Annotated in this window: 21 protein-coding genes; 17 read left to right on the top strand and 4 right to left on the bottom strand. The window is 71.0% G+C overall.

Features of this window, described 5'->3' with window-relative positions:
* The first annotated feature begins 393 nt into the window (after window positions 1-393).
* The 4 genes from SANBI_RS11925 to SANBI_RS11910 all read left to right on the top strand — a co-directional run bounded on the left by SANBI_RS11925 (window position 394) and on the right by SANBI_RS11910 (window position 6,111).
* Window positions 394-1,335 (top strand): ABC transporter permease, encoded by a 942-nt coding sequence (locus SANBI_RS11925; protein ID WP_056129838.1) that lies wholly within the window; start codon window positions 394-396, stop codon window positions 1,333-1,335.
* The gene (locus tag SANBI_RS11920) at window positions 1,332-2,414 is read left to right on the top strand and encodes an ABC transporter permease (protein WP_319155281.1); all 1,083 of its coding nucleotides are present in this window, start codon (window positions 1,332-1,334) and stop codon (window positions 2,412-2,414) included. The genes SANBI_RS11925 and SANBI_RS11920 overlap by 4 nt, the downstream gene beginning before the upstream one ends.
* Window positions 2,415-2,587: 173 nt before the next feature.
* Window positions 2,588-4,312 carry an ABC transporter substrate-binding protein gene (locus SANBI_RS11915; protein WP_319155279.1) on the top strand — a complete coding sequence of 575 codons (1,725 nt, stop codon included), beginning with the start codon at window positions 2,588-2,590 and terminating at the stop codon, window positions 4,310-4,312.
* Between the two features lie 35 nt (window positions 4,313-4,347).
* Window positions 4,348-6,111, top strand: a complete 1,764-nt coding sequence (locus tag SANBI_RS11910) for an ABC transporter ATP-binding protein (RefSeq protein ID WP_319155277.1) — start codon at window positions 4,348-4,350, stop codon at window positions 6,109-6,111.
* Window positions 6,112-6,209: 98 nt separating this feature from the next.
* Here the strand turns inward: SANBI_RS11910 and SANBI_RS11905 are convergent, their stop codons facing one another.
* The gene (locus SANBI_RS11905; protein ID WP_319155275.1) at window positions 6,210-7,556 is read right to left on the bottom strand and encodes an aminotransferase class I/II-fold pyridoxal phosphate-dependent enzyme; all 1,347 of its coding nucleotides are present in this window, start codon (window positions 7,554-7,556) and stop codon (window positions 6,210-6,212) included.
* Window positions 7,557-7,736: 180 nt separating this feature from the next.
* On the opposite strand from SANBI_RS11905, the gene SANBI_RS11900 reads away from it, so the two are divergent.
* The 12 genes from SANBI_RS11900 (at window position 7,737) to SANBI_RS11845 (ending at window position 20,984) form a co-directional block, all read left to right on the top strand.
* Complete coding sequence (locus tag SANBI_RS11900) at window positions 7,737-8,585, top strand: nitrilase-related carbon-nitrogen hydrolase (RefSeq protein ID WP_319155272.1); 849 nt, start codon at window positions 7,737-7,739, stop codon at window positions 8,583-8,585.
* Between the two features lie 142 nt (window positions 8,586-8,727).
* On the top strand, window positions 8,728-10,143 hold the full coding sequence (gene hydA / locus SANBI_RS11895) for a dihydropyrimidinase (protein WP_319155271.1): 1,416 nt from the start codon (window positions 8,728-8,730) through the stop codon (window positions 10,141-10,143).
* A gap of 131 nt (window positions 10,144-10,274) precedes the next feature.
* Window positions 10,275-11,306, top strand: a complete 1,032-nt coding sequence (locus SANBI_RS11890; RefSeq protein ID WP_319155269.1) for a TIGR03842 family LLM class F420-dependent oxidoreductase — start codon at window positions 10,275-10,277, stop codon at window positions 11,304-11,306.
* On the top strand, window positions 11,303-12,292 hold the full coding sequence (locus SANBI_RS11885; protein ID WP_319155266.1) for an ABC transporter permease: 990 nt from the start codon (window positions 11,303-11,305) through the stop codon (window positions 12,290-12,292). The genes SANBI_RS11890 and SANBI_RS11885 overlap by 4 nt, the downstream gene beginning before the upstream one ends.
* A 79-nt stretch (window positions 12,293-12,371) precedes the next feature.
* The gene (locus tag SANBI_RS11880; protein ID WP_319155264.1) at window positions 12,372-13,361 is read left to right on the top strand and encodes an ABC transporter ATP-binding protein; all 990 of its coding nucleotides are present in this window, start codon (window positions 12,372-12,374) and stop codon (window positions 13,359-13,361) included.
* The gene (locus tag SANBI_RS11875; RefSeq protein ID WP_319155262.1) at window positions 13,358-14,239 is read left to right on the top strand and encodes an ABC transporter permease; all 882 of its coding nucleotides are present in this window, start codon (window positions 13,358-13,360) and stop codon (window positions 14,237-14,239) included. Before SANBI_RS11880 ends, SANBI_RS11875 begins: the two co-directional genes overlap by 4 nt.
* A 200-nt stretch (window positions 14,240-14,439) precedes the next feature.
* Window positions 14,440-15,588 carry an ABC transporter substrate-binding protein gene (locus tag SANBI_RS11870; protein WP_319155260.1) on the top strand — a complete coding sequence of 383 codons (1,149 nt, stop codon included), beginning with the start codon at window positions 14,440-14,442 and terminating at the stop codon, window positions 15,586-15,588.
* Between the two features lie 241 nt (window positions 15,589-15,829).
* Window positions 15,830-17,194, top strand: coding sequence for an aspartate aminotransferase family protein (locus SANBI_RS11865; RefSeq protein ID WP_319155258.1), 1,365 nt, complete (start codon window positions 15,830-15,832; stop codon window positions 17,192-17,194).
* 156 nt (window positions 17,195-17,350) lie between these two features.
* Window positions 17,351-18,151: an SDR family oxidoreductase gene (locus SANBI_RS11860; RefSeq protein ID WP_319155257.1), complete on the top strand. Its 801-nt coding sequence runs from the start codon at window positions 17,351-17,353 to the stop codon at window positions 18,149-18,151.
* Between the two features lie 9 nt (window positions 18,152-18,160).
* On the top strand, window positions 18,161-19,159 hold the full coding sequence (locus SANBI_RS11855) for a TIGR03557 family F420-dependent LLM class oxidoreductase (protein WP_056129870.1): 999 nt from the start codon (window positions 18,161-18,163) through the stop codon (window positions 19,157-19,159).
* A complete protein-coding gene (locus SANBI_RS11850) occupies window positions 19,156-20,091 on the top strand; it encodes a coenzyme F420-0:L-glutamate ligase (RefSeq protein ID WP_319155253.1) in 936 nt (311 codons plus the stop codon). Before SANBI_RS11855 ends, SANBI_RS11850 begins: the two co-directional genes overlap by 4 nt.
* Entirely contained in the window at window positions 20,088-20,984 is an 897-nt protein-coding gene (locus SANBI_RS11845) for an NTP transferase domain-containing protein (protein ID WP_319155251.1), read from the top strand. The genes SANBI_RS11850 and SANBI_RS11845 overlap by 4 nt, the downstream gene beginning before the upstream one ends.
* A 9-nt stretch (window positions 20,985-20,993) precedes the next feature.
* Here SANBI_RS11845 and SANBI_RS11840 read toward each other — a convergent pair whose 3' ends face one another.
* Window positions 20,994-22,253 (bottom strand): MFS transporter, encoded by a 1,260-nt coding sequence (locus tag SANBI_RS11840; protein WP_319155248.1) that lies wholly within the window; start codon window positions 22,251-22,253, stop codon window positions 20,994-20,996.
* A gap of 206 nt (window positions 22,254-22,459) precedes the next feature.
* Between SANBI_RS11840 and SANBI_RS11835 the strand changes: the two genes are divergently transcribed.
* The gene (locus SANBI_RS11835; RefSeq protein ID WP_319155246.1) at window positions 22,460-22,843 is read left to right on the top strand and encodes a MerR family transcriptional regulator; all 384 of its coding nucleotides are present in this window, start codon (window positions 22,460-22,462) and stop codon (window positions 22,841-22,843) included.
* A gap of 171 nt (window positions 22,844-23,014) precedes the next feature.
* On the opposite strand, the gene cofD is transcribed toward SANBI_RS11835, so the two are convergent.
* Together cofD and SANBI_RS11825 are read right to left on the bottom strand one after the other, a co-directional pair.
* Complete coding sequence (gene cofD / locus SANBI_RS11830) at window positions 23,015-24,073, bottom strand: 2-phospho-L-lactate transferase (RefSeq protein WP_319155244.1); 1,059 nt, start codon at window positions 24,071-24,073, stop codon at window positions 23,015-23,017.
* 214 nt (window positions 24,074-24,287) lie between these two features.
* On the bottom strand, window positions 24,288-24,866 hold the full coding sequence (locus SANBI_RS11825) for an HhH-GPD-type base excision DNA repair protein (RefSeq protein ID WP_319155242.1): 579 nt from the start codon (window positions 24,864-24,866) through the stop codon (window positions 24,288-24,290).
* Window positions 24,867-24,949 lie beyond the last annotated feature (83 nt).

Raw genomic sequence — 24,949 nt, 5'->3', positions numbered from 1 at the left:
CGCAGGAGGTTCTGGGATTCCGGCGCGGCCTGTGGACGCCGCAGCACACCTCGAGCGGCCCGTGACGTCTGGCTCACCAGCGACGAGAGGAGCGGCGTCCCGCAGGGTGGACGACCCGACTGAGGCCAGACAGCGGTGATCCCGCGCTCGCGGGGGCGGGACAGTCTCACCGAGTGAGAACCGCGTCACCTCTGGCGGGACAGGTGGTCCCGTGCCGTATCGTGTGAGGACGGACTGCGCCGAGCGTGGTCTGTCGATCACCTCCCGACGACTCGTCGGGAGCACGCCGGGGTTCCGGCCTTCAGGAGACCAGGGAAGCAATCGTGAACGAGATGTGTTGTCGGTTCAGCCGCCGCCACTCTCTTCCGCCGACCCTGTAAGGACCCCACGCCCATGTCGATCGACCGCGACATCATCGGGCCCGTGACGACCGCCAAGACCTCTCGCAGCGTCTCGCTGTGGGCGCGTCTGCGCCGCGACCGCCTCGCCGTCGCCGGTCTCGTCACGATCGTCTTCTTCCTGCTCGTCGCGATCTTCGCGCCGCTGCTCTCCTCGCTGTCGGGCAACGACCCGTACACGTACCACCTCGACGCCCTCGACGCGTCAGGTGCGCCGGCAGGCTTCGGCGGTGGGATCAGCGCAGAGCACTGGTTCGGCGTCGAGCCGCTGACGGGCCGCGACCTCTTCTCGATCGTCGTGCACGGCTCGCGGACGTCGCTCGTGGTCGGGCTCGGTGCGACGGTGGTCGCGATGCTCCTCGGGACTGTCGTCGGGCTCGTCGCGGGGTACTTCGGGGGCTGGGTCGACACCCTTGCGAGCCGCGTCATCGACGTGATGTTCGGGTTCCCTAGCCTCATCTTCATGATCGCCCTCGGCGCGATCGTCCCGGTGTCCTTCCCCAGGGTGCTGCTGCTCGTGCTCATCATCGGGTTCTTCGGGTGGGCGTCGATCGCCCGGGTGGTCCGCGGTCAGGTGCTCTCGCTGCGCAAGCAGGGCTACGTCCGCGCCTCGACAGCCCTCGGCGCCCGGCACAGCCACATCTTGTTCAAGCAGATCCTGCCGAACCTCAGCGCGACCATCGTCGTGTTCTCGACGATCACCATCCCGGCCACCATCGGCTCCGAGGCGGCGCTGTCCTTCCTCGGTGTGGGTGTCGCCCCGCCGACCCCGTCGTGGGGCCGGTCGATCGGTGACGCCGTCACCTGGTTCTCGGTCACGCCGATGTACCTCGTCTTCCCCGGAGCGGCCTTGTTCTTCATCACCCTGGCCTTCAACGTCTTCGGCGACGGCCTCCGCGACGCCCTCGACCCACGCTCGAGGGGGGTCCGCTCATGAGCGACCACCAGAACGCCAGCACCCCTGTCGTCCAGGGTCCCGGCAGCACCGCAGCCGCCCGCTCGGCGGGCATCGGCACGAGCGCGGCACGCACGGCACGCTTCGTGCTCGGCAAGGCGAGCGGCATGGTCGTCGTGCTGCTCATCGTCTCGGCCCTGACCTACGCCGTCTTCGTCCTGCTCCCGGCAGACCCTGCCCAGCTCGCCTGCGGTCGTCCGTGCACGCCGGAGCGCCTCGAGGCAGCCCGCGGGTACATGGGTCTCGACGAGCCGCCGTGGAAGCAGTACCTGCTGTTCCTCGGCGGGATCTTCGCGGGGCGGACCTTCGGGGCTGGCGCGACGGCCATCGACTGCGCGACACCGTGCCTCGGGTACTCCTTCAGGCTCAACGAGTCGGTGACGGACCTCATCATCAGCCGCCTGCCCGTCACGGTCTCGATCGCCGTGGGTGCCGCTGTGCTGTGGCTGCTGGTCGGCGTGGTGTCCGGGGTGGTCGCTGCGATCAAGCGCGGGACCGCCGTCGACCGTCTGATCATCCTCGGCGCGATCGCTGGCGTGTCTGCCCCGAGCTACCTCGTGGGTCTGCTCGCGATCCTGCTGTTCGGCTTCACCCTCGACATGGTCCCGGTGTCCGGCTACGTGCCCTTCACCGAGAGCCCCCTCGACTGGGCGTGGCACCTCGTGCTGCCGTGGACCGTGCTCGCGCTGCTCTCGGCGGCCGTCTACGCACGGCTCACCCGTGCCCAGATGCTCGACGTCATGGGGCAGGACTTCATCCGGACGGCCCGTGCCAAGGGGCTCACCGAGGGTCGGGTCATCACCCGGCACGCGCTGCGCAACGTGATGATCCCTGTCATCACGCTGTTCGGCCTGGACCTCGGGTCGCTGCTCGGCGGCGCGGTCATCACCGAGCGAGTGTTCTCGATGCCCGGTCTCGGCTCGCTCCTGCTCGACGCCGTCGGCAACTTCGACCTGCCGATCCTCGTCGGCGTCACGCTCTTCTCGGCCGCGATCATCATCGTGGCGAACTTCGTCGTCGACCTCGTCTACGGCGTCCTCGACCCGAGGGCGCGCTCATGAGCCGCGCCCAGGTGGTCGTGCGACGCGCTGGGACGTCTGGTCCCGCCGTGCTCGGGTCGCTGGTCATGCAGCGATGTACACAGCGCTGACTCAGCGCGCCCCGTGACCTGGCGCCGCGCGACACCGCGCGAGCGCACCCCGAAGCACCAGCTCCTCGAGAGGCACGACCCCCGATGAACGCATCACGACCTCGCAGCACCCGCGCTGCGCGCCCGACCCTGCTCAAGGCCGCAGCCGCGACCGCAGTCCTCGCGCTCACCCTCACCGCCTGCAACGCGAACGGTGGCGACGACGACGCGACCGCCCCGAGCACCCAGGGCTCGACGGGCACGACGGAGAAGGGTGGCACCATGACCATCCTCACGTCGGCCACCGAGATCAACTGGGACCCGGCCAAGAGCCAGAACCTGGCGATCACGACCCTCGGCCTCGTCGAGCGACGCCTCACCACCTGGGGCGTCGAGCCCGGCAAGCCCGGCGTCGTGGTCCCCGACCTCGCGACCGACACGGGCACGGTGTCCGACGACGGCACGACGTGGACCTACACCCTCAAGGACGACATCTTCTTCGAGGACGGCACGCCGATCACGTCGGCCGACATCAAGTACGGCATCGAGCGGTCCTTCGCGCCTGAGCTCTCGGGCGGTCTGAGCTACCACAAGAGCCTCCTCGAGGGCGGTGACGAGTACGCGGGCCCCTACACGGGCGGCGACCTCGCGTCGATCGAGACCCCTGACGACAAGACGATCATCTTCCGCCTGAAGTCCGCCTACGGCGACTGGCCGTGGATCGTCTCGCAGCCGGCCTTCGCCCCGGTCCCCGAGGCGCAGGACGACATCGCGACCTACACGCAGCAGCCTGTCGCGTCGGGCCCCTACAAGGTCGTCGACACGAAGCAGGGCGTCTCGGTCACCCTCGAGCGCAACGACAAGTGGACCGAGGAGAGCGACGACGTCCGCACCGCCGGACCCGACTCGATCGTCTTCTCCCTCGGGCAGGACGCGACTGTCACCGCGCAGCGCCTCATCGCCGACGCGGGCGACGACAAGAACGCCTTCGGTGCGAGCTTCGTCCCGCCGGCCCAGCTCGCGCAGGTCGCGAACAACCCCTCCGCCAAGGAGCGTCTGGTGACCTCCGACGCCGGGGCGCTCGCCTACCTCGCCATCAACACCGAGCGTGAGGGCCTCGACGACGTCAAGGTCCGCCAGGCGATCCAGTACGCGGTCGACAAGCAGGCCTTCCAGGTCGCCTCCGGTGGAGAGACCGGCGGGGCGCTGGCCACGACGCTCATCACCCCGGGCATCGAGGGTCGTGAAGACTTCAACCTCTACGAGGCCGACGCGGCCGGTGACGTCGACAAGGCCAAGGAGCTCCTCACGGAGTCCGGCTGGGACCCGACCAGCCGTGAGCTCGTGCTGCTCTCCGAGGACGACTCCGTGTCGCTCTCGCAGGCGCAGGCCGTCGAGCAGGGTCTCGAGCGTGCCGGTTTCCAGGTGACCATCAAGCCTGAGGCGCAGCTCGCTGCGGTCCAGACCCTCACCCAGGGCACGGGTGAGTACGACCTGACGATCAGCTCGTGGCAGCCGGACTTCCCGAGCGCGAACGGCAACATCCAGCCGCTCTTCGACTCGAGCCAGATCGGCAACGGCGGCTACAACCTGGCGCGGTTCTCCGACCCGGCCGTCGACGAGCTCATCGCCCAGGCGACCGCCGAGATCGACGTCGAGAAGGCTGGGGCCCTGTGGGCCCAGGCCGACCGCGCGATCATGGAGCAGTCGCCCGTCGTCCCGCTCATCTACACGCGGAACTCGTTCCTGCACGGCTCCAACGTGCAGAACTTCTACATCCCCGCGTTCCCGGCCTACCCGAACTACCTCAAGGCATCGCTGAGCCAGTGACCACGAACGCCGAGAACACAGAGAACGCCGAGAGCATGGTGCCACTCCTCACTGTGGACGGGCTGACCGTCCGGTTCGAAGGCCAGGACACCCCCGCCGTCGGCGGGGTGTCCTGGACGCTCGAGCGCGGGCAGGTGCTCGCCCTCGTGGGCGAGTCCGGCTCGGGCAAGAGCGTCACGGCGTTCTCTGTGCTCGGGTTGCTGCCCGCGACGGCGACTGTCGCCGGCAGCATCCGGCTCGACGCCGAGCACCTCGGCAGCGAGCCCGGCCGTGACGGGGCCCGCCGCGGCGGGCCCGTCGAGCTCGTCGGCGCCTCCTCGGACACCCTGCGGGGTGTCCGGGGCGGTGTCGTCGGGCTCGTGTCCCAGGAGCCGATGAACGCCTGGAACCCCGTGCTGACCATCGGGTGGCAGATCATCGAGGCCGTCCGCACCCACGCCAAGGTCTCGCGCGCCCAGGCGCGCGAGCGCCTGCTACAGCTGCTCCACGAGGTCGGGCTGACCGACCCTGAGCGGGTCGCCCGCTCGTACCCGCACCAGCTCTCGGGCGGACAGCTGCAGCGCGCGCTCATCGCGATGGCACTGAGCGCCGACCCCGTCGCGCTCATCGCCGACGAACCCACCACAGCGCTCGACGTGACGGTCCAGGCCGGGATCCTCGAGCTGCTGCGGTCCTTGCGGGACTCGCGCGGCATGGCGATCCTGCTCATCACCCACGACATGGGCGTGGTCGCCGACCTCGCCGACGACGTCGTGGTCATGCGCCGCGGGCTGGTCGTCGAGAAGGCGCCGGCTGCGACGCTGTTCTCCGACCCACAGGACGCGTACACCCGGGAGCTGCTCGACGCCGTGCCGCGGCTCGGCGCGCTGCCCGAGGCGGAGGCGCTCGTCGCGGCAGACCCAGAGACGCCGGTCCGTCGCTCCACCACCACGACCGCCAGCGACGCGCGGGCCGCTGCGGCCCCGTCGCCTGCACCTGCAGCACCCCCCGTCGACCTCCGCGACCTCCATGTCGTCTACCCGGGCGCACGGCGCTCGGCTCCGGTCCACGCCGCCGACGGAGTGACGCTGCGCATCGACCGAGGCGAGATGCTCGGCCTGGTGGGGGAGTCCGGCTCCGGCAAGTCGACCGTGGGCCAGGTGCTCGCCGGTCTGGTGCCGGCGACCTCCGGCTCGGTGCGGGTCTGCGACGTGGACCTGCGCGAGGCGTCCCGCAAGGAGCAGCTGGCCGTCCGCAAGCGCGTCGGTGTGGTGTTCCAGGACCCCGCGTCGACCCTCAACCCTCGCTGGACCATCGCCCAGGCGATCGGTGAGCCCCTCGGGCTGCACACCTCGCTGCGCGGGTCTGAGCTCCGCGACCGCGTCGCGCACCTCCTCGAGATCGTCCAGCTCTCGCCCGACCTCGCCGACAGGTTCTCGCACGAGCTGTCGGGCGGGCAGCGTCAGCGCGTGTCGATCGCCCGGGCTGTGGCCCTCGACCCTGACGTGCTCATCGCCGACGAGCCGACGAGCGCGCTCGACGTGTCGGTCCAGCAGCGCATCCTCGAGGTGTTCGCGGACCTGCAGCAGAGGCTCGGCTTCTCGTGCCTGTTCATCTCGCACAACCTGGCTGTCGTCGAGCGGGTCACGGGTCGCGTCGCGGTGATGCACCAGGGACGGATCGTCGAGCAGGGACCGACTCGCGACGTCCTCGGCTCCCCGCAGGACCCGTACACGCAGCGGCTGCTCGCGGCGGCGCCGGTCGCGGACCCCACGGTCCAGGCGGAGCGTCGCGCGCACTGGCTGACGCTCACGCGCTGAGCGGCGCGATGTTCGGGTGCTGAACCACGCGCCGCTCACGCGCCGAACCGTGCGCTGCTCACGGCTGCTGCACCGCTCCTGACTGACTGCTGCGCCGCTCACCGCTGCTGCGCCGCGACGCCCAACGCCGTCCCGACCTCTTCGTACCCGTGCCGCACCTGCCCGAGCGAGATCCGCAGGTGCCCGCCGGGTGGGTTCGGGGTGCTTGTGGTGAAGGGCGCCCCGGGGGCGCAGCGGATCCCGAGCGCCGCGAGGTGCACTGTCGCGGCGCGCTCGTCGGTGACCGGCAGCCACATGTTGATCCCGTCGCCGGCCCGCAGCTCCGCGCCGGTCGCACGCACAGCGCGGGCGACCTCACGCTGCCGCAGTGCGTAGGCGTTCCTGGCCTGGGCGACGCTCTCCCGGACCGTCGAGTCCGTGAGCAGCTCGAGCAGCACCTCTTGCAGCATGCGGCTGGTCCATCCGGGGCCGAGCATCCGCCGGGCGACGACGTCGCGCATGAGGTCGGCCGGCGCTGACATCGCGGCGATGCGCAGGTCGGGTCCGTGGGACTTCGAGAAGGACCGCACGTGCACGACCTGGTCGGGCAGGTGCGTCCCGAGACTCACGTCGGGCGCCTGGCAGATGCTCCCGGAGTGGTCGTCCTCGACGACCAGCACGTCGCGGCCCCGTGGGTGGCGGCGCAGCACGTCGGCGAGCTCGGCGGCCCGCGCAGCGGTGAGCGACGCCCCCGTCGGGTTGTGCGCCCGCGGCTGGAGCAGCACGACGCCCGGCCCGTCGTCGAGGACCCGCGCGAGACCGTCGGGCCTCATGCCGTGCTCGTCGACGTCGACCCCGAGGGTCTGTGCACCGAGGTGGTCGAGCAGGTCGTAGAAGGGTGGGAAGGACGGGTTCTCGACCGCGACGCGCGACCCGAGACTCACGCGGAGCTCGAGCACCCGGCTCAGCCCGTCCATGGCGCCGTCGACGACCGTGAGCGCCTCGGGCACGAAGGGCCAGTCGGCCCGCAGGCGACGTTCGAGCGGTGCGATGAGCGCCGGGCCGAGATAGCTCGACGTCGTGGCTCCCTGGGTCCGTCGGGCGAGCCTGGCGAAGGCGACGCCGAGCGGGGGCAGGAGCTGAGGATCGGGGGTGCCCGACGACAGGTCGATCCGGTACGGGACCTGGTCGCCCGCGGCGAGGTCTCTGTACCGCGGCGGTAACCAGGTCGACCGCTGGCTCAGCACGAAGGTGCCGGCCCGCCCGCGCGTGCGCACCAGTCCGGCCTCGGCGAGGGCGTGCCACGCCCCGGAGACCGTCCCCGGGCTCACCCGGAGCTGGGCGGCGACGTCCCGGACCGTCGGCATGCGCTCGTCGGCCGCGATCTCACCGGACCTGATGAGCCGCGCGAGGGTCGCGGCGATCCCTGCGGGCGTGCGGTCTGTCACGAGCTCGGCGAGGTCCATGCCCTGATCTTGTGGGGCCCAGGGGCAGGCGCAGAGCGGCTGGCCGGAGAGTTAACACGACCGACACGAGCGTTCTCGGGGACGTTACGTGGGGACACGCCGCGGAAATGTTCAAGGCCGAGAGTCACACCCATCAGCCCGCCAGGTGAAGGCGGCGACGAGGAGAGGCGAGGTGTCCGCGTGACAATCGTGAGGACAGCACTGACCCAGGCGACGTGGACCGGCGACAAGGAGTCCATGCTCGCCAAGCACGAGCAGTTCACCCGTGACGCGGCGGCCCAGGGCGCGAAGATCATCTGCTACCAGGAGCTCTTCTACGGCCCGTACTTCGGGATCGTCCAGGACACGAAGTACTACGAGTACGCGGAGTCGGTGCCCGGTCCGATCACCGAGCGCTTCCAGGCTCTCGCCAAGGAGCTCGACATCGTCATCGTGCTCCCGGTGTACGAGGAGGACCAGCCTGGCGTCCTGTACAACACGGCTGCGGTGATCGACTCGGACGGCAGCTACCTCGGCAAGTACCGCAAGCACCACATCCCGCACCTGCCGAAGTTCTGGGAGAAGTTCTACTTCCGTCCCGGCAACCTCGGGTACCCGGTCTTCGGCACGGCCGTCGGCACGATCGGAGTGAACATCTGCTACGACCGTCACTTCCCCGAGGGGTGGCGTGCGCTCGCCCTGGGCGGCGCCGAGATCGTGTTCAACCCGAACGCCACGGCTCCTGGCATCTCGAACCGGCTGTGGGAGATCGAGCAGCCGGCAGCGGCTGTCGCCAACGGGATGTTCGTCGTGGCGACCAACCGGGTCGGGCTCGAGGACGGCGAGTTCGGGGACGAGGCCGTGAACTTCTACGGCTCCTCCTACGTGGTCGGACCTGACGGCGCCCTGGTCGGCGAGATGGGCTCGTCGACCGAGCCCGAGCTGCTGATCCGCGACATCGACCTGGACAAGGTCCGTGAGGTGCGCGAGCGCTGGCAGTTCTTCCGCGACCGCCGCCCGGACGCGTACGAGGCGCTCGTCGCGCCGTGACCTAGGCAGGTCCGGCCTCGTCCGGCCCGGCTCTGTCCGACCTGGACCGCGCGTCCGGCCCGGACCCGTCCGACCTGGACCGCGTGCCCGACCCCGCGTCTGTACCCCGCTCAGCCCAAGCCCTCCGACCTCCAGGAGACCCATGTACACGCTCATCACCGGCGGGACCGTCGTCAACGCGACAGGGACGGGGCTGGCCGACGTCCTCGTCGAGGACGAGACGATCGTCGCCGTCCTCGAACCTGGCTCGGCCGTCCTGGGCGAGACCTTCCTCGCCGGGGTCGACCGCAGGATCGACGCGACAGGCAAGTACGTGATCCCGGGCGGGATCGACGCCCACACGCACATGGAGATGCCCTTCGGCGGGTCCTTCGCCTCGGACAGCTTCGAGACGGGGACCCGGGCCGCGGCGTGGGGCGGCACGACGACGATCATCGACTTCTCGGTCCAGTACGCCGGCCAGGACGTGCTCACGCAGTTCGCCGCGTGGCACGAGAAGGCCGCCGGGAAGTGTGCGGTCGACTACGCCTTCCACCAGATCATCGGCGGCGTGGACGACGTGTCCCTCGCGGCGATGGACACGCTCATCGACGAGGGTGTGTCGAGCTTCAAGCTCTTCATGGCCTACAAGGGCGTTTTCCTCTCCGACGACGGGCAGATCGTCCAGGCCATGCAGCGGGTGTCGAACAACGGCGGGCTGCTCATGATGCACGCGGAGAACGGGTCGGTCATCGACCTGCTCCAGCAGCAGGCTCTCCAGCGCGGGGACACCGACCCAATCCACCACGGGCTCACCCGTCCGTGGCAGACGGAGGAGGAGGCCACGTACCGCGCGATCCGTCTGGCCGAGCTCACGGGGGCGCCCCTGTACGTCGTGCACGTCTCGGCGAAGCAGGCCGCGCAGCGGATCGCCGAGGCCCGCGACACCGGGCAGAACGTCTTCGGCGAGACCTGCCCGCAGTACCTGTGGCTCTCCCTCGAGGAGCAGCTCGGCGCCCCGGGCTTCGAGGGGTCCAAGTGGGTGTGCTCGACGCCGCTGCGCTCGCGGGCCGACGGTCACCAGGAGCACATGTGGCGCTCGCTGCGCACCAACGACCTGCAGCTCGTGAGCACCGACCACTGTCCCTTCTGCATGAAGGGGCAGAAGGAGATGGGCGTCGGCGACTTCACGAAGATCCCGAACGGGATCGGCTCGGTCGAGCACAGGCTCGACCTCATCTACCAGGGCGTGGTGACCGGCAAGATCTCGCTCGAGCGCTGGGTCGAGATCTGCTGCACCACGCCGGCCCGGATGTTCGGGCTGTACGGGACCAAGGGCGTCATCCAGCCCGGGGCCGACGCCGACGTCGTCGTGTACGACCCTGCGGGGCACACGAGCATCTCGGTCGAGTCGCACCACATGAACCTCGACTACTCCGCGTGGGAGGGCTTCGAGGTCGACGGGCACGTGGACGTGGTGCTGTCCCGCGGGAAGGTCCTCATCGAGGGCGGCGAGTACCACGGTCGCCCCGGGCACGGGCGGTACGTCAAGCGGGGGCTGTCGCAGTACCTCATCTGACGGGTCCCCCCGGGCCCCTGCCTCGGAGCCCGCCGGTCTCCATCCGCACCCACCGTGCGGTGGCCGGACCGGCTGACGCGCCGACCGGCTCTCACCAGCATCCCCAGCCCTTGACAGAAAGGACACCGCTCATGGACTTCGGTGTCGTCCTCCAGAACCACCCGCCGGCGTCACGCGTCGTCGAGCTCACACGCCTGGCCGAGACCTACGGATTCTCCTACGCGTGGACCTTCGACTCGCCGCTGCTGTGGCAGGAGCCCTTCGTCGTGTACCCGCAGATGCTCGCCGCGACCCGCAAGATCAAGGTCGGGCCGATGGTCACCAACCCGTCGACGCGTGACTGGACCGTGCTGGCCTCGCTGTTCGCGACGCTCAACGACATGTTCGGCAACCGGACGGTCTGCGGGATCGGGCGCGGAGACTCGGCGGTCCGGGTGCTCAACGGACGCCCGTCGACCCTCAAGGCGCTGCGCGAGTCCATCCACGTGATCCGCGAGCTGGCGAACAGCCGCAGCGTCGAGCTCAACGGGTCCACCTTGCAGTTCCCGTGGTCCAAGGACTCCGAGCTGGAGATGTGGGTCGCGGCCTACGGCCCGCTCGCGCTCAAGCTCACCGGGGAGGTGGGGGACGGCTTCATCCTCCAGCTCGCCGACCCGGACATCGCCGCCTGGATGATCAAGGTGGTCAAGGACGCCGCGGAGAAGGCCGGGCGTGACCCCGAGGCCATCACATTCTGCGTGGCCGCCCCGATGTACGTCGGTGACGGCGACTCCCCGGCCGAGCGGGCGCACATGCGCGAGCAGTGCCGCTGGTTCGGGGGGATGGTCGGCAACCACGTGGCCGACATCGTCTCCAAGTACGGGGCGGACTCGTCCGTCCCCAAGGCGCTCACCGACTACATCGAGGGCCGTCAGGGCTACGACTACAACGAGCACGGCCTGGTCGGGAACTCGCACACGAGCTTTGTGCCCGACGAGATCGTCGAGAGGTTCTGCCTGCTCGGCTCCCCGCGCGAGCATGTCGAGAAGCTCAAGGCGCTGCAAGACCTCGGGGTGCACCAGTTCGCCGGGTACCTCCAGCACGACAACAAGGAGGAGACCCTGCGCCTGTACGGCGAGCGGGTCATCCCGGCGATGGCCGAGCACGTGACGGCCAAGGCATGACGAGCCCCGATGCGGTGACGGTGGAGACCACCGTCGGAGCGCCGGCCAGAGGGCCCGAGATCTCGCCGGCGTCCGCGCGGCGGGCGACGGCAGGCCGCTCCGGGGCGCTGGCTGCCCGTGTCCTCGGCTCCAAGCCCGTCGTCGCGGTGCTCGCCGTCGTCGTCCTCGCCTCGGTGTGGGAGCTCTACAAGGCCCTCGGGCCCGACGACGGCTGGTCCCTCGGCGAGACCCGGCTGCTGCCGCGCACGACCGACCTCGCCATGCCGCACACCTGGGAGATGGTCGCGCGGCTCTTCGACCCCGTGTCGGGGGCTCGTGACGCCCCCGTCCTGTGGCGGGCCGTCCTCGAGGCCGGTGCGCTGAGCCTCGGGATCGCCGTCGTCGGCTGGGTCGTCGGTGTGACCGTCGGGATGCTGCTGGCGCTCGCCATGCAGCGCCTGCGGGTCGTCGAGCGGGCTGTCCTGCCGCTCGTGGTGCTGTCTCAGACCGTCCCGCTCATCGCCCTCGCCCCGCTCGTGCGGTCGTGGGGAGCGAAGCTCGAGATCGGCAGCCTCGCGTGGGAACCGTGGATGTCCGTCGCCGTGATCGCCTCCTATCTCGCGTTCTTCCCCGTGGCCGTCGGGATGCTCCGCGGGCTGCAGTCGCCCGACACGATCCATGTCGAGCTCATGACCGCCTACGCGGCCGGGTGGTTCGCGACCCTCGTCAGGCTCCGTCTGCCGGCCGCCGTCCCGCACCTGCTGCCCGCCCTGCGCCTCGCGGCCGCGAACGCCGTCATCGGGACCGTCGTGGCCGAGGTCGCGACGGGTCTGCCCGGTGGGATCGGCCGGATGATCCTCGAGTTCGCGAACTTCGCGTCGAGCGACCCCGCCAAGCCCTGGGCACCGATCTTCGGCGCCGTGGTCCTCGGGCTCGTCGCGGCCGGGCTCGTGACGCTGCTCGGCCGGTCGCTCGGTCGGTTCCGTCGGGGCGAGGTGGTCGCATGAGCACGGCTGCTGACTGTCTCTGTGCCCCTGCCACTGCCACTGCTCGTGCTCACGCCCGACCGACCCGAGGAGCGCTCTGATGTCTCAGCCCGACCCGCAGTCCCCGCCCCTCTCGACGTCTGAACCCGCCAGCACCGCGCCCGCACCCCTGGCGTCACCCGGTGCCCAGCGTGCCCAGAGTGCCCAGGCCTCAGCCGTCCACGTCGACTCCGTCACGCGCGTCTTCGGCCGTGGGGCCAGCCAGGTCGTCGCCCTCGACGACGTGAGCCTCACGGTCGCACCTGGAGAGTTCGTCTCCTTGATCGGCCCCTCGGGCTGCGGCAAGTCGACGCTGCTGCGCCTCGTCGCCGACCTCGACCAGCCGACCTCGGGCACGGTCGAGGTCTTCGGGCGGCCCGCCCGCCAGGCGCGGCTGTCCCGGGAGTACGGCATCGCCTTCCAGCAGGCCGGCCTGCTGCCGTGGCGGACGGTCCGGGCGAACGTCGAGCTCCCGCTCGCGCTGTCCGGCACCGGGCGAGGAGCCCGGAGGGAGCGGGTCGACCACCTGCTCGACCTCGTCGGGCTCGCTGACTTCGCCGACAGGTTCCCCGACCAGCTCTCGGGCGGCATGCAGCAGCGCGTCGCGATCGCCCGGTCCCTCGCGGAGGAGCCGAGCCTGCTGCTCATGGACGAACCCTTCGGTGCCCTCGACGAGATGACCCGCGAGCACCTGCAGACCCAGCTGCTGCGGATCTGCGCGGAGACCCGGGCCGCGGTCGTGTTCGTCACCCACTCCATCCCCGAGGCCGTGTTCCTCTCGGACACGGTGGTCGTCATGTCGCCGCGACCTGGACGCATCCGGGAGATCGTGCCCGTCGGCCTCGACCGCACAGGGATCGCCCCCGCGACAGCCGTGAGCACAGCGGCCGAGGACGCCGTCGGAGACGACCTGCGCACGGCTGACGCCTTCGTCGACGCCGTCGCCAGGGTCCGGACCGCGCTGCACGGCGACCTGGCCTCGGCGAGACGTCCGGGCGGTGCGGCTGGGGAGAGCCGCCCGGCGCGCCCAGCCGGGGTGGACCAGCGATGACGACCACCCGGCCCGTCGGTGGCCCGACCACCGCAGCGGCGCAGTCGTCCCGGGCTGAGGCGGACACCTCGACCTCCGGGGCCTCCGTCGTCCGGTCAGGCCGTCGCTTCGCGCGCTCTGGGGCCTCAGCGCTCGCGGCTGTCGCTCCGCCGGTGATCCTGCTCGCCGCGATCCTCGCCGCATGGCAGGCAGCCGTGACGCTGGGGGACGTCCCGCCCTTCGTGCTCCCGGGCCCGTCAGCCATCCTCGACGAGCTCCGAGACCTCGCCGGTCCTATCGCCTCAGCCGCTCTGGTCACCGGACGCAACGCCCTCGTCGGGCTGGTCGCGGGGGCGGTCCTGGGGATCGTGCTCGCCGTCGTCGCGTCCTCGGCGAAGATCGTCGACAGGCTCGGCGAGCCGGTGGTCACCGCGCTCTCCGTCGTCCCCGTCGTGGCCCTCGCCCCGGTCCTGTACTCGATGTACGGGGCGGCGTCCGAGCAGGCCCGCGTGATCGTCGCCGGTCTCGCGGTGTTCGTGCCCGTCTACGTCAACACGCTGCGCGGACTGCGGCAGGTGACCCCGGTGCACCGCGACCTCATGCGTGCGCTCGCCGCCTCCCCCCGGCAGGTGGCACTCACCGTGACGGTCCCGACCGCCGTGCCCTTCGTCTTCACGGGGCTGCGCATCGCCTCGTCCCTCGCGGTGATCTCCGCGATCGTCGCCGAGTACTTCGGCGGCCCGCGCTCGGGCATCGGGTCCTTCATCACGACGGCCGCGTCGGGGTCCAACTACGCGCGGGCCTGGGCCTACGTGCTCGGCGGGATCGTCGTCGGGCTGATCTTCTTCACGGTCACGGCGCTCGCAGAGCACCTCGCGACCCGGAGGAGACCTGTGTAGTCGGCGAGGAGCACCCACCAGGGAGTCCTCCCCGTCCGCGGCAGCCCGCCGCCCCCCCACCACGTCCTACCCACCCCCACGATGTCCACCTGCCAACGGCTGCCAGGCGGTCGCGAGACGAGCCGCCGGCCCGACTCGCACGAGAAGGACCAGTCCACCCACGCGTCGGCCTCCGAGGCCGGCCGACACAGGGAGAAGACATGAGGACCACCACACGTTGGAGGGCCGCCGCTGCGGCGACGGTCGCCGCAGGGCTCGTGCTCACAGGGTGCTCGAGCTCGGACGAGGACGCCGACGCGTCCACCGGCGGCACCGGAGAAGATCTCACGCCAGTGAAGCTGCAGCTGCAGTGGCTCACCCAGGCCCAGTTCTCCGGCTACTACGCCGCGCTCGACCAGGGCTACTACGAAGAGCAGGGCCTCGACGTCGAGATCATCCCGTCGGGCGGCGACATCGTGCCGCAGGACGCCCTCGCCCAGGGGGAGGTCGACTACGCGGTCGCGTGGGTGCCCAAGGTGCTCGGCTCGATCGAGCAGGGCGCGAACATCACCAACGTCGCGCAGATCTTCGAACGCTCGGCCACCCTCCAGGTGTCCTTCGCGGACGCCGGCATCGACTCGGTCGAGGACCTGGCGGGCAAGAACGTCGGCTCGTGGGGCTACGGCAACGAGTGGGAGCTCTTCGCAGGGCTGGGGGAGGCGGGGGTCACCGACTTCACGCTCGTCACCCAGGCCTTCGACATGCTCGGTCTGCTCAACGGCGACATCGACGCCGCGCAGGCCATGACGTACAACGAGTACGCGCAGCTGCTCGAGACCGTGGACCCGGACACCGGTGAGCTGTACACGCCCGACGACTTCTCGGTCATCGACTGGAACGACGAGGGTGTCGCGATGCTCCAGGACGCCGTCTGGGCGGACACCGAGCGCCTCGAGTCCGACCCGGCCTACGAGGAGACCACCGTCAAGTTCCTCACCGCGACCCTCAAGGGCTGGGCCTACGCCCGCGACAACCCCCAGGAGGCCGCCGACATCGTCACAGCCGCCGGCTCGACCCTCGGGACGAGCCACCAGCTGTGGATGGCCAACGAGGTCAACAAGCTCATCTGGCCCAGCACGACGGGAGGAATCGGCCTGGTCGACCCCGCAGCGTGGGACAAGACCGTCGAGCTCGCGATGTCGACCGAGAACGAGACCGGCTCGACGATCATCACCGAGGCTCCTCCGGAGTCGGCGTACACCTCGGAGTACGTGCAGCAGGCCATCGACGCGCTGACCGAAGAGGGCGTCGACGTGGTCGGCACCGACTACGCGCCGATCGACGTCACCCTCGCCGAGGGCGGCAACTGACGGAGCGCGGGGGTGCGGTGGTCGTCGCCGACTCCGCACCCCCGCACCCCGCAGCCAGCGCAGCCCGCGCGCCCCGCACCCCGCGCAGCCGCGGACCCCGCGCGCCCTGCGCCCCGCGTAGCCCCGCAGTCTCGAAGCCGCGCAGCCGCTCCGTTGCCCCACCTGTCAGCCGCCGCGCTGGCTCCGACCATCCCGGTCGTCTCGCGTCCCACCTCACCCCACCACCAGCCCGAGGAGTCCCATGAACGTGCCCGTCCCGGCAGCCTCGTCACCGGGCGCTGTCCGTAGCCCGGCGTCTCAGGCGCCCCCCGGCACAGCCCTCGAGCTCGACCGCGCCCACGTCTTCCACTCCTGGTCCGCCCAGGGATCCCTCCAGCCGCTGACGATCGCGGGAGGTCTCGGCTGCGAGGTCTGGGACGACACGGGACGCCTGTACCTCGACTTCTCCTCGCAGCTCGTCAACATCAACATCGGGCACCAGCACCCGCGCGTGGTCGCCGCCATCGCCGAGCAGGCCCACCTGCTGACCACCATCGCGCCCGGCCACGCGAACCTCACCCGGGGCCGGGCAGCGCAGCTCATCACCGAGCGCGCTCCCGACGGCATGGACAAGGTCTTCTTCACGAACGGCGGCGCCGACGCCAACGAGAACGCGATGCGCATGGCCCGCCTGCACACCGGACGCAGCAAGATCCTCTCCGCGTACAGGTCCTACCACGGCAACACAGGCTCGGCCGTCGTCGCGACGGGCGACTGGCGGCGCATCCCCAACGAGTTCGCCCACGGTCACGCGCACTTCTTCACGCCGTACCTGTTCCGCTCCGACTTCTGGGCCACGACCCCCGAGGAGGAGTGCGCCCGGGCTCTCGAGCACCTGGCTCGCGTCGTCGAGTGCGAAGGTCCGGCGTCGATCGCCGCGATCCTCCTCGAGACCGTGCCCGGGACCGCGGGGGTCCTCACCCCGCCCCCGGGCTATCTCGCCGGGGTGCGCGAGATCGCCGACAAGCACGGCATCCTGCTGATCCTCGACGAGGTGATGGTCGGCTTCGGCCGGACTGGACACTGGTTCGCCTTCGACGCCCACGACGTCCGCCCTGACCTCGTGACCTTCGCCAAGGGCGTCAACTCTGGCTACGTCCCGGCCGGGGGAGTGATCATCGACGCCCCCGTCGCGGCGACCTTCGACGACCGGGTCTTCCCCGGCGGGCTCACCTACTCCGGCCACCCGCTCGCCATGGCCGCGATCGTCGGGACCCTCGAGACGATGGCCGACGAGAAGATCGTCGAGAACGCCCGCGCGGTCGGCGCCGAGCACATCGGCCCCGGGCTGCGTGCCCTCGCCGACGCGCACCCGGTCATCGGCGAGGTCCGGGGGAGCGGGGTGTTCTGGGCCCTCGAGCTCGTCGCCGACCAGGAGACCCGTGCCCCCATCGCCCCCGCGGTCATCGGAGCCGTCAAGCAGGGCTGCCTCGACCGTGGGCTCCTGCCCTTCGTCGCCGAGAACCGGCTGCACGTCGTCCCGCCGTGCGTCGTGACACCTGCCGAGGTCGCCCGGGCGCTCGCGGTCTACGACGAGGTGCTCACCGAGGTCGAGGCGGCGCTCTGAGCACGACGCACGGCTGCGGCCTCCGGGCCGCCACCGCCACGCCGTCCGCAACCTTCCTGCGCAGGACCACTCTGCGCAAGACCTGACTCCGCCGGTCTGCCGCACCGGTGCGGCAGACCGGCCCTCTCCGCCACCTCTCACCCCCAGGAGCACCGCATGTCCGACCAGCCCGTCAGCCCGACCCAGCCCGCCCCACCGACCCCGCGCCGCATCGTCGTGACCGGCGCCTCGTCAGGCATCGGCGCGGCGACCGTCGAGCTGCTCCGCGCCGAGGGCCACGACGTGGTCGCCGTAGCCCGCCGCGAAGACCGCCTCGCGGAGGTCGCCGAGCGCACCGGCGCGACGTACGTCGTCGCCGACATCACCTCGGACGAGGACGTCGCCCGTCTCGTCGCCGAGGTCACCGCCTCCGGCCCTGTCGACGCCGTCGTGAACAACGCGGGCGGCGCGCTCGGCGCGGACCCCGTCGGGGCGGCAGACCTCGAGCTCTGGCGCCGCATGTACGAGCTCAACGTCATCGGCACCTTCCGGGTGGTCAACGCGTTCCTGCCGGCGCTGCGCGAGGCCGAGGGCGACATCGTCGTCATCACGTCGACCGCCGCGCACGAGCCCTACGAGGGCGGTGGAGGGTACGTGGCCGCGAAGTTCGCCGAGCGGGTCGCGACGCGCACGCTGCGCCTCGAGCTCGTGGGCGAGCCGGTCCGCGTGGTCGAGATCGCCCCGGGCATGGTGCACACCGAAGAGTTCTCGCTCACCCGTTTCGGTGGAGACTCCGCCAAGGCTGCCGCGGTGTACGACGGGGTGCCCGGTCCGCTGCAGGCGGGCGACGTCGCGGAGGCGGTGCGCTGGTCGCTCGCGCAGCCGCCGCACGTCAACATCGACACCCTCATCCTGCGCCCACGCGCGCAGGCCGCGTACACGAAGACGCACCGGGTGCCGTCCGGGTCGCAGGGATAGGGTGGACTCATGGACCTGACCATCGGCTACGCCGCCATGCTCGAGCAGTTTCACCCGACAGACATCATCAGCTATTCCGAGTATGCGGAGCAGCACGGGTTCTCCGGTGTCATGGCCGCAGACCACTTCCAGCCGTGGGTGCCGCAGCAGGGGCAGAGCGCCTTCGTCTGGAACGTCCTCTCGTCCCTGGGAGAGCGCACCCGCGGTGACATCGGCCCCGGCGTGACGGCCCCGACCTTCCGCTGGCACCCCGCGATGGTCGCGCAGGCGTCGGCGACCCTCGCCGCGATGTACCCGGGCCGCCACTGGCTCGGGCTGGGCTCGGGCGAGGCGCTCAACGAGCACATCATCGGCCAGTACTGGCCCGAGGCCCCCGAGCGCATCAACCGCATGTTCGAGGCGATCGACGTCATCAAGAAGCTCTTCACAGCGTCGCTCGCCGGCAAGGACGTCAAGCACTCCGGACCGTTCTACAAGCTCGAGTCGACGCGCCTGTGGACGATGCCCGAGGTCGCGCCCGAGATCCTCGTCGCGACAGCAGGACCTGTCACCGCCAAGCGCGCGGGCAAGCACGCCGACGGTCTCATCACTGTCGGTGCCCCGCTCGAGAAGATCTCGATGCTCTTCGGCAAGTTCGACGACGGCGCCCGGGAGGTCGGCCGCGACCCCGAGGGCATGCCCAAGGTGCTGCAGATCCACCTGTCGTGGGCCGAGACCGACGAGGAAGCCCTCGCCAACGCGATGACCGAGTGGCCCAACGGCGGCATGAAGTTCCCGAAGGCCGACATCCGCTCGCCCTTCGAGTTCGAGCAGATCGCCAAGCTGGTTCGCCCGGAGGACTTCGAGGGCCGCATGGTCATCTCCTCCGACCCCGACGTGCACCGCGCGAACATCCAGAAGTACGTCGACCTCGGCTTCGACCGCATCTACCTGCACAACGTGGGACGCAACCAGCGCGAGTGGATCGACGTCTTCGGCCGCGACGTGCTGCCCAAGCTGGTCCGATGACGGAGAGCACGACCCCGGACGTGACAGAGAGCGTGGCCGAGGCGCAGTCCGCCCCGGCCGAGACGCACTCCACCCCGGACGAGGCTCTGGCCGTTGCGGTCGGGTCGGAGACCGTCGCGTCGACGTCCCAGCCGGTCGCGGCAGAGCTGCGCGTCTGGGCCCTCGACGGGATCCCGGAGGTCAGCCCCGGCGACGACCTTGTCGACCTCGTCGAGCGTGCTGTCAGCGCGTCGGGTCGACCGCTCGAGCACGGCGACGTGGTCGTCGTGACGAGCAAGATCGTCTCCAAGGCCGAGGGGCGCGTGGTCTCGGCGCAGGAACGTGAGCAGGCGATCACCGACGAGACCGTGCGGGTGGTCGCCTCGCGCGTGCACCCGGGTGGGGTCACCCGCATCGTGGAGAACCGGCTCGGTCTCGTGATGGCCGCTGCTGGTGTCGACGCGAGCAACACCCCGGACGGGACCGTGCTGCTGCTGCCGCTCGACCCTGACGAGTCTGCGCGCAGGCTCCGGGCCGGGCTCGCGGAGCACCTCGGTGCCCGGGTGGGCATCGTCGTGACCGACACCGCCGGACGCCCCTGGCGTGCCGGGCAGACCGACATCGCGATCGGGGCAGCCGGTGTGCACGTCATGGACGACCTCCGTGGCCAGACCGACGCCCAGGGCCGAGAGCTGTCGGTCACCGTCGCGGCTGTCGCCGACGAGATCGCGGCTGCGGCCGAGCTCGTCAAGGGCAAGACCAGCGGGAGGCCTGTCGCGGTCGTGCGCGGTCTTGCGCACCTGACGATCGACGACGACGGCCCTGGGGCTCGTGCGCTCGTGAGGCTGGGTCCGGCCGATATGTTCGCCCAGGGCAGCGCCGAGGCCTACGAGCAGGGCTGGAAGGACGCCGTCGGCGGGACGGCGCAGACGCCGGCCGAGCCGTCGAGATGACCCGTCAGGCGTCGGGTCAGCCCACGGCGCCGGCCGCGCAGTGGTCGGTCATCGTGCCTGTCAAGCTCACGGCCCAGGCCAAGACGAGGCTCGCGGGCGATCTGAGCCCGCAGGAGCGCGCAGAGCTCGCACGGGCGATGGTCGCCGACACCGTCGCCGCTGCACGGGCCGCTCACGCTGTGCGGCAGGTGGTGGTCGTCACGGACGACGACGATGTGGTCGCTGACCTGCGAGGCATGCGTTCACCGGGGTGGGCCCCTGTCGTGGTGGTGCCGGAGCCTGTCCCAGCCGCCGGCCTCAACGCGGCCATCCGTGCGGGCGTCGCCGCGGCACGACGCGACGCCGAAGCAGGAGGCTTCACTGCCGGCGAGACCGCAGCGGCACCAGGTGACGCCATCGCACGAGGCGAGGTGGCCGTCCCGAGTGGTGACACCGGTGGGGCCGCGCCCGGCGTCGGGCTCCGCGCCGGTCCGGTCGCCGTCCTCCTCGGAGACCTCCCTGCCCTCCGCGCTGCCGACCTCGAGGACGCCCTCGCCGCGGCGTCGGCTTTCCCGAGAGCCGTCGTCGTCGACGCCGAGGGCACAGGCACCACGCTGCTGACAGCCTCCGCAGGGGTCGTCCTCGAGCCGGCCTTCGGTGCGGGCTCGGCCGCCGAGCACGTCCGGCGCGGGCACGTCGCGCTCGATGTCCCTGACCTGTCGGGTCTGCGGCAGGACGTCGACAGACTCGGCGACCTCGCGGCCGTCGCGGAGCTCGGCACCGGCCGTGCGACGTCGCAGGTCCTCGCCCGCCGTGCGCAGAGCGGTACGGAGCCGTCCGTGGACGTCGAGCGGCCGCGACCCCCGGCGCTGGACCAGATGCCCTGCACCGACGAGACCGCGGCCGTCGCGTAGCGTCCGGCCCTACGCGGGGCTCGCAGTCCCGCGTCCCGCGGGGAAGGCGTAGCGCCGCCCGCCCACGACGATCACGAGCGCGACCATGGCGAGCGGCAGGCTCAGGAGCGGGAGCGCACCGGCCCCCGCCACGGCGAGACCCACACCGCCGACCGCCCCACCGAGGGCGATCGCGAGGTTCCACACCGTCACGACGACAGACTGCGCGGCGTCCGCCGAGGCGCCTGCAGCCCGCGCCGAGGCCGTCTGCAGCACAGGGGCGATGCTGCCGAAGACGGCTCCCCACACGGCGATCGTGACGAGCAGGACCACGGGCTCACGGACCGTCCCGAGCAGCACGAGGGAGCCGACCAGGGCTGCCGCGCTCCCGATGGCGAGGTGGCGGAGGTGACTGTCTCCGAAGATGCCCACGAAGATCGCGCCGGCGATCGAGCCCGCACCGAAGACCAGCAGCGATCGTCCGAGGCTCTCGCCGAGCCCGACGTCCACGAGGTACGGGGCGATGTAGGTGTACAGCAGGTTGTGCGCGACGATCACCGCCGCGGCGGTGACGATGATCGACCTCACACCGGGGACGCGCAGCGCTGTGGCGATGCCACCGGAGCCCGACCGGGGTGTCCCGGGGACGTCGGCTGTCCCGAGCCGCACCCACACGACGAGCCCGAGCGCGACGACCGACAGCACGCCGAAGGTCCACCGCCACCCGACCAGCTCGCCGAGCGCGGTCCCGGCCGGGACGCCGACGGCGAGCGCGAGCGTGCTGCCCAGCGCGGTGAGCGCGATGGCCCGGCCCGCCAGGTGCGGGGGCGAGAGCCTGCGCGCGTAGCTAGGGATCAGGGCCCAGGTCATCCCGGCGCCGAGACCGGCGAGGAACCGCGTCGCGAGCAGCAGCGGCAGCGAGGGTGCGAGGGCCGTCGCGGTGTTGACCACGACAAAGCCGAGCAGCATCCCGACGACGACGGCGCGTCGGGGGAGCGAGGCTGTGAGGGAGGTGAGCGGGATGGCCCCGACGAGGCAGCCGACAGCGAAGACCGTCACGGTCTGCCCGGCGGTCGAGGTGCTGATGCCGAGGTCGTCGCTCATCTGGAGCAGGAGGCCCGCGGGGAGTGTCTCGCTCAGCAGGGTGACGAAGCAGGTCACGGCGAGGGCGAGCAGGGAAGCCAGGGGGAGGCGGGTGGGTGTCGGGTCGGTTCGGAGCGCCGGCGTCTCAGCGTCGGACGGGCGCGTCTGACGGGCGAGGGCTGTGGTGTCGTGCGGTTCGGTGGTCACAGGAGAGATCGTCGGACCTTCTCACCAGTGTCAGGGTCAAGCCGGGACTATCTCTGCTGGCTGTGACGTTGTGCACCCCGTGACCGTGCGACGACCCCAGACCTTCCGAGGACCGCTGCCTGACGCGGAGACCTCCTCTCGCCCCGGGCCCGAGGCCCTCCGACGACCTCTCGACCGCAGGGGTGACCGTGCGCAGAGTGGTGACCGTGCGCAGAGTGGTGACCGTGCGCATCGGTGAGCTGGCCTGCCGCACCGGGACGACCCCGAGGCTGCTCCGCTACTACGAAGAGCAGGGACTCATCTCGCCCAGCCGGGAGCCGAACGGCTACCGCGACTACGACGAGCGTCTGGTCGCACGCGTCGAGCACATCCGCGGCTTGCTGGCTGCGGGGATGTCGACCCGGCTCATCCACCTGATCTTGCCGTGTCTCAACCGCCCCGACAGCATCTTCGTCGACGACGTGGCTCCGGAGACCGTGGCCCTCCTCGAGGAAGAGCTCGACCGGATGGACAGCCGGATCGAGTGCCTCACCAAGAACCGCGACGCGATCGCGACGTATCTCGGTGCGGTGACCGCGGCCGGGCGCTGAGGGTGGCGGGCTGTCTAGCGGCGGGACGCTGATGCTGACGGGTTGTCTAGCGGCCGGGCGCTGATGCTAGCGGCCGGGCGTGAGCTCCGGTCGATCCACGGTCTCGGTGATCAGCGCAGCTGACATCGACGAGAACCGGTCACCGGCTGACAGCCCCACGGCGACCGCGTCTCAACGGAACCCGGCGAGGTCCAGGGCCGCAGTGGCGATCTCAGCCGTCGCCGCGTCGTCCGTCATGAGCAGCGGCACGGCACGCGACCGGATCCCGGCAGCCTCGAGCCCTGAGACGGCCTCGTGGTCGCTGTCGTCGACGAGCCACCCGTCGATGACCCCGAGACGTCCCGCCGTAGCCTCGGTCTGGCCGTCGCCCTCGACGAGGTCGTCACCGTCGAGGCCTTCACGCGCGCCGTAGTGCACCCCGACAGCCAGTGCGCTCGTCTCGACGCCGATGGCGGTCAGGCACGCGTCCGCCATCCCGCGGACCGCGGCGCCGCCGACGATCGGCGAGATGCCGACGACAGGGGCCGGCGTGGCGTTCAGCGCCTCCCGGATCCGGGGCACACCCAAGATCGTCCCGACCGAGACGACAGGGTTGGACGGTGGGAGCAGGACGAGGTCGGCCGTCATGATCGCCTCGAGGACCTCGGGTGTGGCCGACGCGGAGTCGACCCCGACCTGCTCGAACCGACGGGCGGGGATCCCTGCGCGGTGCCGCACCCACCACTCTTCGAAGTGGATGAGCCGCTCCGGGTCCTCCGGAGTACCCTCGCCGACCACCACGTGCGTCTCGACAGGCTGGTCGCTCATCGGCAGCAGCGTCACGCCAGGCTTCCACCGGCGGCACAGGTGGGCTGTCACCTCTGTGAGGGTCTTCCCGGCGCGCAGCAGCTCGGTGCGGGCCAGGTGGGTGGCGAGGTCGAGGTCGCCGAGGGTGAACCACTCCCAGCCCAGGTCGTAGGCGGCGAGGTCGGCCGACACGCGGCTCGACTCGTCCTGCCGTCCCCAGCCCTGCCCCTCGTGGATCGCCCCTCCGAGGGTGTACATCACGGTGTCGAGGTCAGGGCAGACGCGGACGCCGTGCAGCCACATGTCGTCGCCGGTGTTCGCGACGACGGTCACCTCGGCCGTGGTGCCGCCCTCGCCGTCTGGGTAGCGCTCGGCGAGCAGGTGCAGCAGGCCACGGGTGAAGCGGGCGCCACCGACGCCGCCGGCGAGGAGAGTGATCTTCATGGTGACGAGCCTAGTCAAGGACGGGGTGCGTCCTGTCACGTCACGCGGGGCCCGACGGCGCGTGGTCCTCACCGCTCCCGTCGGCACAGGCGCCGGTCCGGCGCTCCGACGGCAGCGCCGCGGACCGCTCTGAGGGCTGCGAGCCGTCGTCAGACGTTCTTCTTCGCAGCGGCTCATCCGCTCCGCGGACGGCTCTGGACGCTGCGAGCCGTCGTCAGTCCTTCTTCTTCGCGGCGGCCTTCATCGCCTTCTTCGTTGTACGGACCTCGTCGAGGCTCGTCTCGTCGGTGACGTCGGCGATCGACCGGCGTGCATCAGCATCGCCGTAGGATCCCGCAGCCTCGCGCCAGCCCTCGGGCTGGACGCCGTACTGCTTGCCGAGCAGTGCGAGGAAGATGGACGCCTTCTGCGCACCGAAGCCTGGCAGGGACTTGAGCCGCCGCAAGACCGTCGGGCCGTCGGGGTCGTCATCCGTCCACAGACGCGTCACGTCGCCGCCGTACGTCGCCTGGATCTCCTGCGCGACAGCCTGGATGCGCCCCGCCATGGAACCGGGGTACCTGTGGACCGCGGGCTTCGTGGCGCAGAGCTCGGAGAACTCCTCAGGGTCGGCCTCGGCGATCTTCCGCACATTCAGGCCGCCCATCCGCTCGGCGATCTTCTGCGGCCCGGCGAAGGCCGACTCCATCGTGACCTGCTGGTCGAGGAGCATCCCGACGAGCAGCGCGAAGGGATCGCTGGAGAGGAGCGCGTCGGCCTCAGGGTCACCGGTGAGCCACAGGTCTCGAGTCATCTGCTCATCATGGCACCGGAGGCGCCACTCGTCAGGGGTCAGGATGTGGGGGATCTCTGACAGCACGCCTCAGCGCGGGGGAG

It is taken from the genome of Sanguibacter biliveldensis (genome assembly GCF_033798665.1).
GTDB classification, from domain to species: domain Bacteria; phylum Actinomycetota; class Actinomycetes; order Actinomycetales; family Cellulomonadaceae; genus Sanguibacter; species Sanguibacter inulinus.
This window is presented reverse-complemented; position numbering and strand designations above follow the sequence as displayed.

Coding starts and splice junctions, on each gene's coding strand:
- SANBI_RS11925 (WP_056129838.1), top strand. CDS start 394: ATGTCGATCGACCGCGACATCATCGGGCCCGTGACGACCGCCAAGACC.
- SANBI_RS11920 (WP_319155281.1), top strand. CDS start 1,332: ATGAGCGACCACCAGAACGCCAGCACCCCTGTCGTCCAGGGTCCCGGC.
- SANBI_RS11915 (WP_319155279.1), top strand. CDS start 2,588: ATGAACGCATCACGACCTCGCAGCACCCGCGCTGCGCGCCCGACCCTG.
- SANBI_RS11910 (WP_319155277.1), top strand. CDS start 4,348: ATGGTGCCACTCCTCACTGTGGACGGGCTGACCGTCCGGTTCGAAGGC.
- SANBI_RS11905 (WP_319155275.1), bottom strand. CDS start 7,556: ATGGACCTCGCCGAGCTCGTGACAGACCGCACGCCCGCAGGGATCGCC.
- hydA (WP_319155271.1), top strand. CDS start 8,728: ATGTACACGCTCATCACCGGCGGGACCGTCGTCAACGCGACAGGGACG.
- SANBI_RS11890 (WP_319155269.1), top strand. CDS start 10,275: ATGGACTTCGGTGTCGTCCTCCAGAACCACCCGCCGGCGTCACGCGTC.
- SANBI_RS11885 (WP_319155266.1), top strand. CDS start 11,303: ATGACGAGCCCCGATGCGGTGACGGTGGAGACCACCGTCGGAGCGCCG.
- SANBI_RS11880 (WP_319155264.1), top strand. CDS start 12,372: ATGTCTCAGCCCGACCCGCAGTCCCCGCCCCTCTCGACGTCTGAACCC.
- SANBI_RS11875 (WP_319155262.1), top strand. CDS start 13,358: ATGACGACCACCCGGCCCGTCGGTGGCCCGACCACCGCAGCGGCGCAG.
- SANBI_RS11870 (WP_319155260.1), top strand. CDS start 14,440: ATGAGGACCACCACACGTTGGAGGGCCGCCGCTGCGGCGACGGTCGCC.
- SANBI_RS11865 (WP_319155258.1), top strand. CDS start 15,830: ATGAACGTGCCCGTCCCGGCAGCCTCGTCACCGGGCGCTGTCCGTAGC.
- SANBI_RS11860 (WP_319155257.1), top strand. CDS start 17,351: ATGTCCGACCAGCCCGTCAGCCCGACCCAGCCCGCCCCACCGACCCCG.
- SANBI_RS11855 (WP_056129870.1), top strand. CDS start 18,161: ATGGACCTGACCATCGGCTACGCCGCCATGCTCGAGCAGTTTCACCCG.
- SANBI_RS11850 (WP_319155253.1), top strand. CDS start 19,156: ATGACGGAGAGCACGACCCCGGACGTGACAGAGAGCGTGGCCGAGGCG.
- SANBI_RS11845 (WP_319155251.1), top strand. CDS start 20,088: ATGACCCGTCAGGCGTCGGGTCAGCCCACGGCGCCGGCCGCGCAGTGG.
- cofD (WP_319155244.1), bottom strand. CDS start 24,073: ATGAAGATCACTCTCCTCGCCGGCGGCGTCGGTGGCGCCCGCTTCACC.
- SANBI_RS11825 (WP_319155242.1), bottom strand. CDS start 24,866: ATGACTCGAGACCTGTGGCTCACCGGTGACCCTGAGGCCGACGCGCTC.